The sequence below is a fragment of the Kitasatospora sp. NPDC043950 genome, from assembly GCF_056435345.1.
In genome coordinates, this window is sequence record NZ_JBWKER010000036.1 from 86788 (window position 1) to 101870 (window position 15083).

Here is a 15083-nt window from a genome sequence, read left to right on the forward strand (position 1 = left end):
TTCCCTCCCCCCCTGTGATAGGTATCCCCCCTGAACCGACGGAAAGGAGTTTCCCCCCCCCCCCCCCCCCCCCCCCAGCCGGCACCCGGTCAGTCGGCGGAGGCCAGGGCGAGGTCGGTGCGCGAAGCACTCGGGGGCGCACGCGAGTTGGCGCGCGCCTGGTAGACGATGGCGCATGAACCGGAGACCCGCACGCATGGGGCGTCTCATACTTCTCGCCTACGTTCGAGACATGACAGAGAAGCGAGTTGATGGCACGTCACCTGTGCTGGCGGTCGGCGCCCCCGGAGCGGTCGAGCGACACGTCGGGCTGCAGCTCGCCGCCGCCGGGGTGCGGGTGCGGACGCTGACGCAGCGGGCCCTGCTCGACCCGGCATCGCTGGAGGCGGCGGTCCAGGGGGCGGGAGCGGTGCTGCTGGGGTGGCCGTTCCCCACGGCGGACGAGGCGGCGGACGCGGTGGGGGTGCTGGCCCGGGAGGTCGGGCGGGTCGTGCTCCTCTCCTCGACGGCCGTCCGGGTCGAGGGCGAGGTGGAGGCGCTGCTCGCCGGGAGCGGGGTCCGGCACACGGTGCTGCGGGCGCACGGGTTCACCGCCGCGCTCCAGTGGGCGGAGGAGATCCGCTCCGGGGGCGCCGTGCAGGGCTACGGCGGCGCGGCCGGACTGAACCCGGTGGACGAGCGGGACATCGCGGCGGTCGCCGTCCGCGCCCTCACCGAGGACGGCCACGACGGCGCGCGCTATCTGCTCACCGGCCCGGAGTGCCCCACCCAGGCGGAACAGGTGGACATCATCGGCGAGGCCGCCGGCCGCCCGGTGAAGTGGCAGGAGATCCCCCGCGAGGCGGCCCGCCGCCGCATGTCCGCCACCGGCCGGCCCGGAGCGGTCGTCGACAGCGCACTGGACTTCATCCACGCCCGCATCACCACCCCGAACCCGGCCACCACGACGGTCCAGGACCTCACCGGCCACCCGCCCCGCAACTTCCGCACCTGGGCCACGGATCACGCCGCGCTGTTCCGCTGACCCGGCTAGGCTCGGACGAGACGAGAGGAGCGCCCTGTGAGCCAGCCGGTGTCGAATGGAACCGAACTCATCCCTCGGCCTGAGAAGACCCCCGCGGCGATCAAGGCCGCGCTCGCCGTGGTGGCTGCCGACCGGCTTCCGGAGATGGTGGAGGGGCAGACCAGAGCCATGGCGGCGGCCATCGAGGCAGGCAGCGTCAACCCGATCCGCGCGTTCGTTGCCCACTGGGCCACCGTGGTGGAGATCGAGCGGGTCCCGGCCACGGCGCAGACCTACCACCGGGAGAACTACCTGGCCAACCACGCCGCAACCGTTGAGGAGTGCCGCCGACACGCCACGGAGGTCGCCGTGCTGTACCGGTCCGCCTTCTCGGCGGTGAACGGGTGAGCTGGAGCTGGGAGTACCTGCCCGGCGAGGAGCACGTCACCGGCGGGGCACCGGCCAGTTTCCTCTCGGCAGTCGAGCAGAAGGCCGCCGAACTGGTTCGGGCAGCCGAAGCGCTCTACCTGGATGGCACCACGTACGAGGGCAGTGGCGAGCCCATGCAGTGCCTCGACGTCGCCGGAGGACTGATCACTTACTACATCGTCCCCCGACTCGAACTCGTCGTCGTCTGCCAGTTGACCCCGCCGCTCACCTGATCCAGGTCTCCCAAGGCGACAGGGTCCACGCAAGTGACTCCGCGGGGCTCAGACCCCGAGCCCACGGATGATCAGGTCCAGCAGGGCGAAGGCGAACAGCGAGATGCCCACGAAGCCGTTGGTCTGGAAGAAGGCCCGGTTCAGCTTCGACAGGTCGTTCGGCTTGACGATGGTGTGCTCGTAGACGAACGCCCCCGCGACGACGACCAGGCCGACCCAGAACGCCGCGCCGGCGTGGGTCCGGAGCGCGAACCACCCCAGCAGGAGCGTCGTCACGAGGTGGCACACCCGCGCGCCCCGGATGGCCGCCGGGATGCCGAAGCGGGCCGGTACCGACCGCACCTTGCCGTGCCGGTCGGACTCGACGTCCTGGCAGGCGTAGATGAGGTCGAAGCCGCCGATCCACACGCCGACCGCGACACCCAGTACGAGGGCGTCCCACGACCAGGTGCCGGTCACCGCGAGCCAGGCGCCGACCGGGCCCATGGCCTGGGCGAGGCCCAGGATGGCCTGCGGGAAGTCGGTGAAGCGCTTGCCGTACGGGTAGACCACCATCGGCACGACGGCGACCGGCGCGAGCGCCAGGCAGAGCGGGTTGAGCATCGCCGCCGCGCCGAGGAAGACGATCAGTGCCACGGCCGAGCCGGCGTACGCCGTCTTCAGCGACACCGCACCCGTGACGAGTTCGCGCGAGGCCGTGCGCGGGTTCCGGGCGTCGATCTCGCGGTCGATGATCCGGTTGGCGGCCATGGCGAAGGTGCGCAGGCCGACCATGCAGACGGTGACGATGAACAGCTCGCCCCAGTGCACCCGCTTGTCGGCGAGGAACATGGCCGTCAGTGCGGCGGTGTAGGCGAAGGGCAGGGCGAAGACCGAGTGCTCGATCATCACCAGGCGCAGGAAGGCCTTCGTGCGCCCGGGCGTCTCGACCGCAGCGGTGCTCACAGTCCGTACTCCGGGAGACCCCCGCCGGTGCGGGGAGCGGCAGCCCCCTGCGTCTGGTCCGACCCCATAGTGCCGTATCTCCTCACAGTCCGTATTCCTTCCAGCGACGGGTCACTCGTTCGGCGGTGGCCGGGTCCGAGGAGACCATCTCGGGCCACCCGCCGTCCCGGGTGTACCCCTCCTCGGGGAGCTTGCGGGTCGCGTCGATGCCGGCCTTGCCGCCCCAGAATTGCTGGTAGGAGGCGTGGTCGAGGTGGTCGACCGGGCCCTCGACGACGGTGAGGTCGCGGCTGTAGTCGACGTTGCCGAAGGCCCGCCAGGCGACCTCCTGGTAGTCGTGCACGTCGCAGTCGGAGTCCACCACGATGATCAGCTTGGTCAGCGACATCATGTGGGCGCCCCAGATGGCGTGCATCGTCTTCTGGGCGTGCTTGGGGTACTTCTTGTCGATCGAGACGATCACGCAGTTGTGGAAGCCGCCGGCCTCGGGCAGGTCGTAGTCGACGATGTCCGGGATGATGATCTTCAGCAGCGGCAGGAAGAACCGCTCGGTGAACTTGCCCAACGGGCCGTCCTCGGTCGGCGGGCGGCCGACCACGATGGACTGGAGGATCGGACGGCGGCGCATCGTCACGCAGTCGATCTTCAGCGCCGGGAACGGCTCCTGCGGGGTGTAGAAGCCGGTGTGGTCGCCGAACGGGCCCTCGGGGAGCATCTCGCCGGGCTCCAGCCAGCCCTCCAGCACCACCTCGGCGTCGGCCGGGACCTGGAGCGGGACGGTCTTGCAGTCGACCATCTTCACCCGCTCCCCGGCGACGAAGCCGGCGAACAGGTACTCGTCGATGTCGCCGGGCAGCGGCGCGGTGGCCGCGTAGGTCACGGCGGGCGGGCAGCCGAAGGCGATCGCGACCGGCAGCCGCTCGCCGCGCTTCGCGGCCACCGCGTAGTGGTTGCGGCTGTCCTTGTGGATCTGCCAGTGCATGCCGATGGTGCGGCGGTCGTGCCGCTGGAGCCGGTAGAGCCCGAGGTTGCGGATGCCGCTGTCCGGGTCCTTGGTGTGGGTGAGGCCCAGGTTGAAGAAGGAGCCGCCGTCCATCGGCCAGGTGAACAGGGCGGGCAGCTCGTCCAGGTTGACGTCGTCGCCGGTGAGCACGACCTCCTGGACCGGCGCGTCACCGGACTTCACGTGCCGGGGCGGCACGTGCGCCATCGAGGCGAGCTTGCCGAAGGCGTCCCGGAAGCCGGTGAAGCCCTGCGGCAGCTCGGGCTTGAGCAGGCCGGCGATCTTCTCCGAGATGTCGTCCGGGCCCTTGAGGCCGAGCGCCTTGGCGAGGCGCCGCTCGGTGCCGAAGACGTTCATCGCGAGCGGCATCGACGAGCCCTTGACGTTCTCGAAGAGCAGCGCGGGGCCCTTGGCCTTCTGGACCCGGTCGACGATCTCGCCGATCTCCAGGTGCGGGTCCACCTCTGCCTTGATGCGCTTGAGGTCGCCCTCACGGTCGAGTGCCCGCAGGAACGAGCGGAGATCGTCGTATGCCATGCCTGTCAGTATCCGCCACCGGATAGCCTGGCTCCGTCAAGGGCCCCGGGAAGGCACCCGCCCCGACCGCCCCGCAGGGAGATCGCCGCCGTGCTGAGAATTCTTCTGACCATCATCCTTCCGCTCGCGCTCTGGGTGTGGGCGTTCATCGACTGCCTGACCACCCCCGAGGACCAGGTGAAGCACCTGCCCAAGCCGGTGTGGGTGCTCATCGTGCTGCTGTTCCCGCCGGTGGGCCCGATCGCCTGGCTGGTGGCCGGCAAGCAGCGCGGCCTCCTGCGGACCGGGGCGCCCGACGACGCCGACGGCCGTCCGGGGCAGCCGGTCCGGCGCGACGGCCGCCCGCTCGCACCGGACGACGACCCCGAATTCCTCGCCTCGTTGAAGAAGAGCGACAAGGATCACGAGGACATGCTGAAGCAGTGGGAGGCCGATTTGCGCCGCCGCGAGCAGGAGCTGCGGGGCGAGGACGAGCCCGAGGACGGCCGAAAGAGCTGATCGGAGCCACTGGGGGCATCCCCCGGACAGCCCACCCGGACGGCATCGGGTGGGCTGTGGTGTTTTTGGCGCTTCCCTACGACTCGGCGCCGTCTAGCACGGATCCGCACCGGCGCCCGACCGGACTTGAGCGGGGCTTGAGCAAGGCGCAAGAGGGCCGCCCTACATTACTGAACAACAGCCCTGACCTGCACTTTTCTTCATGTTCAGATCATCGGGCCATCACCTGACCGACAGCCCCCGGTATTCGAAAAGACACCCAGCGCTCCGGCTTCGACACCACCCCTTCTGTGCAGGCCTGACATCTAAACGGACCTGACCTTGTACGGAATCGACGCCGAAACCAACGCACGGCCCCTCGTACAGTCATAAGTGAAGAAAGTGATTCGCAGCCGGGGGCACAGCAGACGTTGGCTGTCGGACAGTTCCCTCACCCTTGGAGTGGTTCGAGATGACGGTTGTGCATGAGGCGCCAGTCGACGGCGAGGTCCCCGAGGTCGCGGCCGACGCCCGCGGGCGGGTCGCCGAGCTGCACGAACTGCGCGAGAAGGTGCGGCGCGGCCCCAGCGAGAAGGCCACCGAGGCCCAGCACGCGAAGGGCAAGCTGACCGCCCGCGAGCGCATCGACCTGCTGCTGGACGAGGGCTCCTTCCGCGAGGTCGAGCCGCTGCGCCGGCACCGCGCCCAGGGCTTCGGCCTGGAGGCGAAGAAGCCGCACACCGACGGTGTGATCGTCGGCTGGGGCACCGTGCACGGGCGGACCGTCTTCACCTACGCGCACGACTTCCGGATCTTCGGCGGCGCGCTGGGCGAGGCCCACGCGCAGAAGATCCACAAGATCATGGACATGGCCATCGCGGCCGGAGCCCCCCTGGTCTCCCTCAACGACGGCGCCGGCGCCCGCATCCAGGAGGGCGTCACCGCCCTCGCCGGCTACGGCGGCATCTTCCAGCGCAACACCAAGGCCTCCGGCGTCATCCCGCAGATCTCCGTCATGCTCGGCCCCTGCGCCGGCGGCGCCGCCTACTCCCCCGCGCTGACCGACTTCGTCTTCATGGTCCGCGAGACCTCCCAGATGTTCATCACCGGACCCGACGTCGTCCAGGCCGTCACCGGCGAGAAGATCACCCAGAACGGCCTCGGCGGCGCCGATGTCCACGCCGGCGTCTCCGGCGTCTCCCACTTCGTCTACGACGACGAGCAGTCCTGCATCGAGGAAGTCCGCTACCTCCTCTCCCTGCTCCCCCAGAACAACCGCGAGATGCCGCCCCCCGCCGTCAACGACGACCCCGTCGAGCGCCGCAACGACACCCTCCTCGACCTCGTCCCCGCCGACGGCAACCGCCCCTACGACATGCGCAAGGTCATCGAGGAGATCGTCGACCACGGCGAATACCTCGAAGTCCACGAACGCTGGGCCACCAACGTCCTGTGCGTCCTGGCCCGCATCGACGGCCACGTCACCGGCATCATCGCCAACCAGCCCCAGTCCCTCGCCGGCGTCCTCGACATCAACGCCAGCGAGAAGGCCGCCCGCTTCGTCCAGATGTGCGACGCCTTCAACATCCCCCTCGTCACCATGCTCGACGTCCCCGGCTTCCTGCCCGGCGTCGACCAGGAGCACGACGGCATCATCCGCCACGGCGCCAAACTCCTCTACGCCTACTGCAACGCCACCGTGCCCCGCATCCAGCTCATCCTGCGCAAGGCCTACGGCGGCGCCTACATCGTCATGGACTCCCGCTCCATCGGCGCCGACCTCTCCTACGCCTGGCCCACCAACGAGATCGCCGTCATGGGCGCCGAAGGCGCCGCCAACGTCATCTTCCGCCGCGACATCAACGCCGCCGAAGACCCCGACGCCATGCGCGCCCAGAAGATCAAGGAATACAAGAACGAACTGATGCACCCGTACTACGCGGCCGAACGCGGCCTCGTCGACGACGTCATCGACCCCGCCGAGACCCGCCAGGTGATCGCCTCCGCCCTGGCCATGCTCCGCACCAAGCACGCCGACCTGCCCAGCCGCAAGCACGGCAACCCGCCGATGTAACGCCCGCGCCCACGCGCGGCCCGCAGCACGCAGTTCCGAGCGACCACCACACACCACAAGCCACCGGGGGAGAAAACCAGACCATGACTGCTTCCGCCGAACCCCTCGTCCGTATCGTCCGCGGCTCGCTCTCCGACGAGGAGCTGGCCGCCCTCACCGCCGTGCTGATGGCCCGGGCGGCCGTCGCGCAGCAGGCCGCCGCGACCGCGCAGGTCGAGCCGATCGCCAACTGGCAGCGCCTGGAGCGCCGCCCGGCCTACTACTCGCCGGTCAGCTGGCAGCAGGCCGCCTGACGGCCCGGAACCTCCCGCGACGGCCGGTCACCCCACCCGGGTGGCCGGCCTTCCGGCCTTCCCGGCGGCCCGGACCACCGGGCCCGGCCGGTCCGACCACCGGGTGTCCGCTCCGCCCCGGCGCGGCTCGGTAGAATACCTACTGGACGGTATGCGGCCCGCCGCCCCGTCGGCCCCCATAGGATCGGCCGCTGCCGATGGACCAGAACTATCCAGGGAGGCTGCGATGGCCAGGCAGGCCCGCGCGCTGGCGACCCGCCAGACGGTACTCCTCGCGGCGGCCGAGGTGTTCGACGAGCGGGGCTACGCCGCCGCCACGATGTCCGAGATCCTGGACCGGGCCGGTGTCACCAAGGGCGCGCTGTACTTCCACTTCCGCTCCAAGGAGGAGCTGGCGCTCGCCGTCATCGAGGGGCAGGGCGCCTGGCTGGGCACCTGGCAGCCGTCCTCGGACAGCCCGGTGCAGACCCTGATCGACCTCGGGTACGCCTTCGCCCACGCCCTCCAGGACGACCCGCTGGTGCGCGGCAGCATCCGGCTGACGATCGAGCACGGCAGCTTCACCCAGCCGCAGATCGCCGCCTACCAGGGCTGGTCCGACGTGGCCCGCGGGCTGCTGGAACGCGCCCGGGACGCCGGGGACCTCCACCCGGGGATCGATCTGGCGGCCGCCGCCGGGGTGATCACCGGGGCCGTCACCGGGATCCAGCTGAGCTCCCAGGTGCTGACCGACCGGCGGGACCTGATCCAGCGGATGTCCGACCTGTGGACGCTGGTGCTGCCCGGCCTGGTCCAGCCGCACGCGCTCGCCCGGCTGAGCGTCGCCGAGCGCGTGCCCTCCTAGGGGCTCTCCTCCGGATCACGCCGGGCGCTTCCGGGGCACCTCCCGCGACGCCTCCCGGGCGTTTCTCAGGGCGCTTGCCGGAGCTGTCCGCCCAGGGCCGCTCGGAGCCGGTAGTCGGCGCAGTGCTCCACCGCCACCAGGGCCGGCAGCGCGGCCGCCCAGAGCCGGCCGACGGCCTCCGGCCCGGGCCGGTCGGCCTCCTCGGCGGCGAGCAGCACCTGGCCGGCCGCCATCGTCGTCAGCAGTTCGGCAGCGGCCCGGCGGTCCAGCCCGGGGCGCAGCTCGCCGGCCTCGGCGGCGCGGTCCAGCAGCCGGTGGACGACGGCGGTGAGGCTGCGCCAGGCGGCGTCCGCGCCGGGCGGGCCGTCCGGGGTGTCGGCCCGGGGTGGGCCCTGGCGGCCGAGCCGGACGCCGGCCCGGACCATCACGTCCTCGCGCAGCAGCCGGGCGAGTTCGTGCGAGAAGTCGATCAGGCCCTGGAGGGCCGGTCCGCCGGAGCGCAGGGCGCGCAGCGCGGCCGAGCCGATCTCGCGCCCGGCGGCGGCACGCACGCCGTCGGCGAGGGCCTGCTTGGAGACGAAGTGGAAGTAGAGGGCCCCCTTGCTCACCCCGGCCCGGCGGCTGATGTCGACCAGGCTGGCGGCCTCGAAGCCCACGCCGGCGAACGTGTCCGCCGCGGCGAGCAGCACGGCACGCCTGGTCCGCCCCGCGCGTTCCTGCTTGACCACTGGGCCCCTCCGGACTCGGCCGGACGCGTTTCCCCCCGCCCGCCCCGCTGCTGTCAGCGCGCCGCCGTTGGGGGCGACGCCTCGCATGCGGACGGCGCCGACCGAAACCGCATGGTTGGTATCTAATCTAGCTCCTTCGCCGACCCCGCCGTCCAGTGGGGAGCACCCCCGCCCCGGGCCTGCCACCCCCTGGGCGGCCATTACCCCAGTCCAGAGGCCGGGTAGCGTGGTCGCGTCGGGCTGCGCGGCAGGGGCCACCCCAGACGCAGAAGAGAAACCGGGTGGTCTGTATGTTTTCTTTCAGGCGGCCGTACCGGCCGCTCGACCGCCACCCTGGAGTAGGGCCCGTCATGCCATTGATCGTAGAGCCGGACGCCCACGGTCCGTACGCCCACCCCGGTCCCGGCTACGACTTCCACGAGCGGACCGTCTCCCGCCACCTGGTGCACCGCACCTCGGTGTCCGAGGTGTTCCTCACCGGCTGGCAGGCCACCGGTCCGTACGACTTCCTGCTCGGCGCCCAGTGGCCCCGGCTGCACGCCTTCTACCGCCTGCCCGGGGACCGCTTCCACGACCCGGTGCTGATGGCCGAGACCATCCGGCAGGCCGGACTGCTGATCGGCCACGCCGGCTTCGGAGTGCCGCGCGGCCACCACTTCGTCATGGAGGACCTCTCCTACGCGCTCGGCCCGGACGGCCTGCGCGGCCTGGCCGTCACCACCGGACCGGCCTCGCTGATGCTCGCGGTCGGCTGCGAGGACGTCCGGATGCGGCACGGGCGGCTGGTCTCGCTGCGGGTGCACATCGACATATCCCGGGACGGCCACCCGATCGGCCACGGCTCCGGCCAGTTGCGGGTCGTCTCCCCCGCCTCCTACGCCCGGCTGCGCGGCCCCGAGCGGCGGGCCGCCACCCTGCCCCGGCCGCCCGCGCCCACCGCGCCCGAACTGGTCGGCCGCGCACAGCCCACGGACGTCGTGCTCAGCCCCACCCTGCGGCCCGACACCTGGCTGCTGCGCACCGACGCCGGGCACCCGGTGCTGTTCGACCACGAGCTGGACCACGTGCCCGGGATGCTGGTGCTGGAGGCCGCCCGGCAGGCCGCCCAGCGGCTGCGCCACCCCGAACCGGTGGTGCCGGTCGAGCTGGTGACGTCCTTCGACCGCTACATCGAGCTGGACCGGCCCTGCCTCGTCCAGGCGGTCCACGAGCAGGCGCCGGACGGCCGCCGGCTGCCCGTCCGGGTGCTGCTGGTCCAGGACGGGCGGACGGCGGCCGACTGCCGGCTGCTCACCGAACCGATCGACGGGCCCGCCGACGGATCGGCGGACAGGCCGGCCGACAGGCGGGGTGACAGACCGGGCGACAGACCGGGAGAGCCGCCGACGGTGCCCGCCCGGCGGGAGGCCTTCGACGACCGCCCCGCCGGCCAGGGCATCGGCAGCCCCCGGCTGCCACTGGCCAGTTGAACCGGCCTCCCCCGAGCGCCCCCTGGGCCCCCTCGACCGCCCGCTAGGCGGCGACCAGCGCCGACGGCCGACCGGCGTGCATCACGCTGAGGTTGGTGGCCAGCCGGACCGGGTCCTGGGCCAGCCAGAGCCGCAGCGCCGCGCCCAGCATCGCGCTGGCCGACTCGATCCGGACCTCGGTGACCTGCGCGATCCGCGCCGCGCCGGGCACCAGCAGGTCGGCCAGCGGGGTCGGCAGCCAGACCGTCAGCGCGCACGGCGCCGGCGCCGCCAGGGCGCCCAGCAGGCGGTAGGCGTCCACCGGCGAGCTGAGCGTGGGGATGATGTCCAGCAGGCCATCGGCCACCACCTCGGACACGTCGCTGCGGTGTCCCTGGGCGAGCCGGCGGAGCAACGTGCGCTCGGCGGCGGTGATTCGGACGGTCAGCATGACCTCGTCGCACTCCATTGCGCGATTTCCTCCTCGTTCCTCCCCGTGCCGGCCGGCGGCCGGCACGAACTACCCCTGTCGCACCTCGGCCCGGCTACCTTCTGCGGAGAGCCGGGCCGGTGGGTGACTGTGTGCCCCGGTCAGATCCCCGCGTAGGAGTGCTTGCCGGTGACGAAGATGTTCACGCCGTAGTAGTTGAAGAGCCAGCAGGCGAAGGCCGCCAGCGCCAGGTAGGCCGCCTTGCGGCCCTTCCAGCCGGCCGTCGCGCGGGCGTGCAGGTAGCAGGCGTAGGCGACCCAGGTGATGAACGACCAGGTCTCCTTCGGGTCCCACTCCCAGTACTTGCCCCAGGCCGCCTCGGCCCAGATCGCGCCCGCGATGATGGTGAAGGTCCAGAGCGGGAAGACCAGGGCGTTGATCCGGTAGGACAGCTTGTCGAAGGTGGACGCGGCGGGCAGCCGGCGCCAGACCGACGCCGGGGTGCCCAGCGGGCCGGTGGTCAGGCCGGCCGCGATCCGCTTGTCGAAGGAGTCCTTGCCGAGGTACAGCAGCGTGGCGATGAACGCCGCGTAGAAGGCGCCGCCGCAGAAGATCGCGGTCGAGACGTGGATCGCCAGCCACGGCGAGTGCAGCGCCGGGACGAGCTGCTCGGAGTCGGTGTAGAGCACCGTGGTGGCGATGCCGAGGGTCAGCAGCCCCGCGAGCACGACCGGCAGGCCGAGCCAGCGGACGTTCTTCTTCGAGGCCAGCAGCACCAGGTACGCCGCCGTCATGGCGAAGGCGAAGGCGCAGGAGAACTCGTACATGTTGCCCCACGGCCAGCGGGAGACCGAGAGGCCGCGGGTGACGATGCCGCCGGCGTGCAGCAGGGCACCCAGCACGGTGAGCGAGACCGCGATCCGGCCGGCCAGGTCGGCCCGGGTGCTGTTGCCGGCCGCGCCCGGACCGTCCTCCTCGTCCGCGCCGCGCCCGCTGGTGACCACCGTCGCGCCCTCGCCCGCCAGGGCGGTGCGGGTGAGCGTGGTGGTGGTGCCGCCGCCGGCCCCCGCCACGGTAACGGTGACCTTCTTCGCGCCCTTGGTGCCGGCGACGGTCTCGGACAGGCTGCCCGACTGCTCCGTCGAGCGGACGGCGACGGCGCCCTTGCTGCCGAAAGTCCACTCGATCATGTGGGCGAACATGGCGAGCGTGTAGACCACCATCGCCGAATAGATCAGCTTGTTGGAGAGGTCGGCCAGCTGTGGGTCGACCCCCGAGGCGAGATGCACCGTCTACTCCTTGGAGTTCTGGTCGGCAGGGACTGCGGGTTCTGCGGGTGCGTCCGAAGCCGCGGCGGCCTCGGGTCCGGGGTCCTCGGCTTCGGGATCCTCGGGCGCGGGGCCTTCGGGTGCGGCGTCGTCCTCGTCCTCCGACGCCGGGGCGTCGTCCTGGAGGTCCACCGCGAGTTCGGCCAGCTCCTCGGCGATCTTCGCCGACTCACTGCGGGCCAGACCGGCCAGCTCCACCTGGGTGCCGCCGCCCGGCAGGGCGACCGCGCGCACCCAGATCCGGCGGCGCTGCACGAACAGCGAGCCGATCAGGCCGAGGATCGCCAGCACCGCACCGGTCAGGGCGATCGTGTTGCCCGGGCGGTGCGAGACGTTGAAGCTGGCCCACTGCTTGTAGCCCTCGAAGGTGACGCTGCCGTAGCCGTCCGGCAGGTCCCAGGCCTGGCCGGGCTTGAGCCGGGCCTTGGCGGGCTGGCCGTCCTGGGTCAGCTGGGTCAGCTTCCGGTCGTTGAGCTGGTAGATGTTCTGCGGCAGGCCGGAGTCGGTGCCCAGGTCGCCCGCGAAGGCGTTCAGCACCAGCTCGGGGGCGGCGTCGCCGGGGTAGAGCGAGACCGGGCCGGTGCCCTCGAAGCTCAGCGGCGCGGTCGGCAGGAAGAAGCCGGAGAAGCCCATCTGGGTCGGGTTGCCGTCCGGGCCAGCGCCGTAGTCGGAGACCTTCACGACACCGGTCGAGGTCAGGTTGCTGTCCTGCGGCAGGAACGGCACGGCACCCCGGTAGACGACGTCGCCCTTGCCGTTCTTGACGGTGATGACCGGGGCGTAGCCGTGGCCGATCAGGAAGACCTTGCTGCCGCCGATCTCCAGCGGGTGGTTGACCTCGATCGTGCCCTGCTTGAGCTTCGAGGTGTCCTCGCCCGCCGTGTACTCGACGTTCGCGGTGAACTGCCGGGCGGCGCCGATCTGGTCGCCCTTGTCCTGGAACTTGGCGGTGAAGCCGTTCAGCTTCAGGTAGAAGGGGTCGAGGTCCTCGGTGCCGTAGAACCGCGTGCCGTTGAAGTCGTCGAGCTGGGTGATGGTGTTGGAGTAGCCCTCGCCCTCGACCATCAGCTTGCCGCCGGTGCCGGACGCCAGGCTGGCCCAGGCGAAGCCGCCGAGCAGCGCGAACAGCGACATGTGGAAGAGCAGGTTGCCGACCTCGCGCAGGTAGCCCTTCTCGGCGGCCACCGAGCCGCCGGCCAGGTTGGCGCGGAACCGGCGCTTGCGCAGCAGCCGGTGGGCGGCGGCGTTCACCGCGTCGGCGTCCGCCTCGGTGCGCCAGACCGCGTAGACCGGCATCCGGGTCAGGTTGCGCGGCGCGGCCGGCGGCTGGGCCCGCAGCACGCCGACGAACTGCCAGGTGCGCGGGACGATGCAGCCGGCCAGCGAGACGAACAGCAGGATGTAGATCGCGGAGAACCAGACCGAGCTGTAGACGTCGAACAGTTGGAGCTTCTCGTAGATCGGCGCGACCGTGGTGTGGTGCGTCTTCCACGCCTCGACCTTGAGCAGGCCCTGGCCGTTCTGGTACTGCGGGATCAGCGAGCCCGGGATGGCGGCCAGCGACAGCAGGAAGAGCAGGATCAGCGCGACCCGCATCGAGGTCAGCTGGCGCCACATCCAGCGCGCCCAGCCCAGGACCCCTATGCCGGTGGGGCCCTCGGACTCGACCGGCGCGCTGCTGAGCCGCTCGGCGGCCGCGTCGTCCGGCGCCGGGGGCAGCTCGGCCTCGGTCGTGGTCTTGCTCACGGTCAGATTCCGATCGAGAAGTCGGCGGTCCAGGACTGCAGTTCGCTCATCGTCGAGTCCCAGATGCCGGTGACGAGCAGCAGACCGACTGCGACGAGCATGCCGCCGCCGATCCGCATGACGAGCGGGTAGTGCCGCTTGACCCAGCCGAAGGCACCCAGGGCCCGGCGGAAGGCCAGCGCGGCCACGATGAACGGTACGCCCAGTCCCAGGCAGTAGAAGGTCATCAGCAGGGCGCCGCGCTCCGCGTCGGCCTGGTTCAGGGCCAGGTTCTGGACGGTCGCCAGGGTCGGGCCGATGCAGGGCGTCCAGCCGACGCCGAACACCATGCCGAGCAGCGGGGCGCCCAGCAGGCCGACCGCCGGGCGGCGGTGGGAGCGCACCTCGCGCATGCTCAGGCCGGGGACGAGGCCCATGAAGGCGAGGCCCATCACGATGGTCAGCGCGCCGAGCACGATCGAGATGACCCGCTTGTGCGCCTGGAGGGTGTCGCCGAACTGGCCGAACAGCGCCCCGCCCGAGACGAACACCGCGGTGAAGCCGAGGATGAACAGCGTCGCCCCGAGCAGCATCCGGCCGCGCCGCGCACCGCGGGCGTCCGCGAGGTCGGCGGCGGAGAAGCCGGTCACGTACGACAGGTAGCCGGGGACGAGCGGCAGCACGCAGGGCGAGAAGAACGACACCAGCCCGGCCGCCAGCGCGATCGGCGCGGCCACCAGCAGTGCCCCGCTCTGGAGGGTCCCGGTGTTGTCGGCGAGCTGTAGCGGCAGGCTCACTGCTTCGGCTCCGCGACCACCGGCTGGAGGATCGACTCCAGCGCGTCCTGGGTCGTGCCGCCGACGGCGCGGGCGGCCAGCTTGCCGTCGCGGTCGACGATCAGGGTGGTCGGGAGCGACTGCAGGCTGAGGCTGCCCTTGGGGAACTTGAGCAGCTGGGTGCCCGCCGGGTCGAAGATGCTCGGGTAGGTGACGCCCTGCTCCTGCTCGAAGCGGACGGCGTTGGTCTTGTCGCTGTCCCGGGTGTTGACGCCGAGGAACTGGACGCCCTGGTCCTTGTACTTCTCCGAGACGGCCTGGAGGCTCTTCGCCTCGGCCCGGCACGGCCCGCACCAGGAGCCCCAGACGTTCAGCACCACGACCTTGCCGTGGTAGTTCGAGAGCTTGGTCTGGCCGCCGTCCAGGGTCTCCCCGGAGATGTCCGGTGCGCTCCCGCGCTTGCCGGTGTCCACCTTCGACAGGTTGGTCCCCTTGACGGTGACGAAGCCGACCTGGCCTTCGCCGCTGCCCGACGAGCCCGAGGACGAACAGCCGGTGAGGACGAGCGCAGCGGCGGCGACAGTGGCGGCAGCTGCGGCGACACGGGGACGGGGGCGCGCCATGGCAGACATGTGAAAAGTTTCGCATGGAGTTCCGGGCAGGTTCGCCGGGGTCCTCCCTAGCGCGTCGCACCCCCTCTGACCTGTGACGGAGTCGGGGGGGGGGGGGGGGGGGGGGGGGGGGGGGGGGGGGGGGGGGGGGGGGGGGGGGGGGGGGGGGGGGGGGGGGGGGGGGGGGGGGGGGGGGGGG

At 71.6% G+C, this 15083-nt stretch carries 16 protein-coding genes; 8 read left to right on the forward strand and 8 right to left on the reverse strand.

Going from position 1 to position 15083, the window contains the following annotated elements; genetic code table 11:
• Positions 1-232 precede the first annotated feature (232 nt).
• From AC07BF_RS23915 to AC07BF_RS23925, 3 genes are read left to right on the forward strand one after another with little or no spacing between them, the layout of a single operon-like run.
• On the forward strand, positions 233-1024 hold the full coding sequence (locus AC07BF_RS23915) for a Rossmann-fold NAD(P)-binding domain-containing protein (protein ID WP_363629293.1): 792 nt from the start codon (positions 233-235) through the stop codon (positions 1022-1024).
• Positions 1025-1060: 36 nt separating this feature from the next.
• Entirely contained in the window at positions 1061-1411 is a 351-nt protein-coding gene (locus AC07BF_RS23920; RefSeq protein WP_363579950.1) for a hypothetical protein, read from the forward strand.
• The gene (locus AC07BF_RS23925) at positions 1408-1665 is read left to right on the forward strand and encodes a hypothetical protein (protein ID WP_363629291.1); all 258 of its coding nucleotides are present in this window, start codon (positions 1408-1410) and stop codon (positions 1663-1665) included. The genes AC07BF_RS23920 and AC07BF_RS23925 overlap by 4 nt, the downstream gene beginning before the upstream one ends.
• Before the next feature lie 48 nt (positions 1666-1713).
• On the opposite strand, the gene mqnP is transcribed toward AC07BF_RS23925, so the two are convergent.
• Together mqnP and AC07BF_RS23935 are read right to left on the reverse strand one after the other, a co-directional pair.
• Positions 1714-2610 (reverse strand): menaquinone biosynthesis prenyltransferase MqnP, encoded by an 897-nt coding sequence (gene mqnP / locus AC07BF_RS23930; protein ID WP_363579948.1) that lies wholly within the window; start codon positions 2608-2610, stop codon positions 1714-1716.
• Positions 2611-2692: 82 nt separating this feature from the next.
• Positions 2693-4150 carry a menaquinone biosynthesis decarboxylase gene (locus AC07BF_RS23935; protein ID WP_363579947.1) on the reverse strand — a complete coding sequence of 486 codons (1458 nt, stop codon included), beginning with the start codon at positions 4148-4150 and terminating at the stop codon, positions 2693-2695.
• A 90-nt stretch (positions 4151-4240) separates the two neighbouring features.
• Between AC07BF_RS23935 and AC07BF_RS23940 the strand changes: the two genes are divergently transcribed.
• The 4 genes from AC07BF_RS23940 to AC07BF_RS23955 all read left to right on the forward strand — a co-directional run bounded on the left by AC07BF_RS23940 (position 4241) and on the right by AC07BF_RS23955 (position 7838).
• On the forward strand, positions 4241-4648 hold the full coding sequence (locus AC07BF_RS23940; RefSeq protein ID WP_363579946.1) for a PLD nuclease N-terminal domain-containing protein: 408 nt from the start codon (positions 4241-4243) through the stop codon (positions 4646-4648).
• A gap of 451 nt (positions 4649-5099) precedes the next feature.
• Entirely contained in the window at positions 5100-6701 is a 1602-nt protein-coding gene (locus tag AC07BF_RS23945) for an acyl-CoA carboxylase subunit beta (RefSeq protein ID WP_063348880.1), read from the forward strand.
• An 83-nt stretch (positions 6702-6784) separates the two neighbouring features.
• Complete coding sequence (locus AC07BF_RS23950; protein WP_063348879.1) at positions 6785-6994, forward strand: acyl-CoA carboxylase subunit epsilon; 210 nt, start codon at positions 6785-6787, stop codon at positions 6992-6994.
• Between the two features lie 226 nt (positions 6995-7220).
• Positions 7221-7838 (forward strand): ScbR family autoregulator-binding transcription factor, encoded by a 618-nt coding sequence (locus tag AC07BF_RS23955; protein WP_350878465.1) that lies wholly within the window; start codon positions 7221-7223, stop codon positions 7836-7838.
• Positions 7839-7903: 65 nt separating this feature from the next.
• On the opposite strand, the gene AC07BF_RS23960 is transcribed toward AC07BF_RS23955, so the two are convergent.
• Complete coding sequence (locus tag AC07BF_RS23960; RefSeq protein WP_363579945.1) at positions 7904-8566, reverse strand: ScbR family autoregulator-binding transcription factor; 663 nt, start codon at positions 8564-8566, stop codon at positions 7904-7906.
• Positions 8567-8916: 350 nt separating this feature from the next.
• On the opposite strand from AC07BF_RS23960, the gene AC07BF_RS23965 reads away from it, so the two are divergent.
• Positions 8917-10035 (forward strand): ScbA/BarX family gamma-butyrolactone biosynthesis protein, encoded by a 1119-nt coding sequence (locus AC07BF_RS23965; RefSeq protein WP_363629287.1) that lies wholly within the window; start codon positions 8917-8919, stop codon positions 10033-10035.
• A 43-nt stretch (positions 10036-10078) separates the two neighbouring features.
• Here the strand turns inward: AC07BF_RS23965 and AC07BF_RS23970 are convergent, their stop codons facing one another.
• The 5 genes from AC07BF_RS23970 to AC07BF_RS23990 form a co-directional block, all read right to left on the reverse strand.
• The gene (locus tag AC07BF_RS23970) at positions 10079-10465 is read right to left on the reverse strand and encodes a hypothetical protein (protein ID WP_363579943.1); all 387 of its coding nucleotides are present in this window, start codon (positions 10463-10465) and stop codon (positions 10079-10081) included.
• Between the two features lie 140 nt (positions 10466-10605).
• On the reverse strand, positions 10606-11733 hold the full coding sequence (gene ccsB / locus AC07BF_RS23975; RefSeq protein ID WP_400986120.1) for a c-type cytochrome biogenesis protein CcsB: 1128 nt from the start codon (positions 11731-11733) through the stop codon (positions 10606-10608).
• 3 nt (positions 11734-11736) lie between these two features.
• Positions 11737-13518 (reverse strand): cytochrome c biogenesis protein ResB, encoded by a 1782-nt coding sequence (gene resB / locus AC07BF_RS23980; protein WP_478333889.1) that lies wholly within the window; start codon positions 13516-13518, stop codon positions 11737-11739.
• A 2-nt stretch (positions 13519-13520) separates the two neighbouring features.
• Positions 13521-14294 carry a cytochrome c biogenesis CcdA family protein gene (locus AC07BF_RS23985; RefSeq protein WP_363579941.1) on the reverse strand — a complete coding sequence of 258 codons (774 nt, stop codon included), beginning with the start codon at positions 14292-14294 and terminating at the stop codon, positions 13521-13523.
• A complete protein-coding gene (locus AC07BF_RS23990) occupies positions 14291-14896 on the reverse strand; it encodes a TlpA family protein disulfide reductase (protein WP_478333890.1) in 606 nt (201 codons plus the stop codon). Before AC07BF_RS23990 ends, AC07BF_RS23985 begins: the two co-directional genes overlap by 4 nt.
• Positions 14897-15083: the final 187 nt, after the last annotated feature.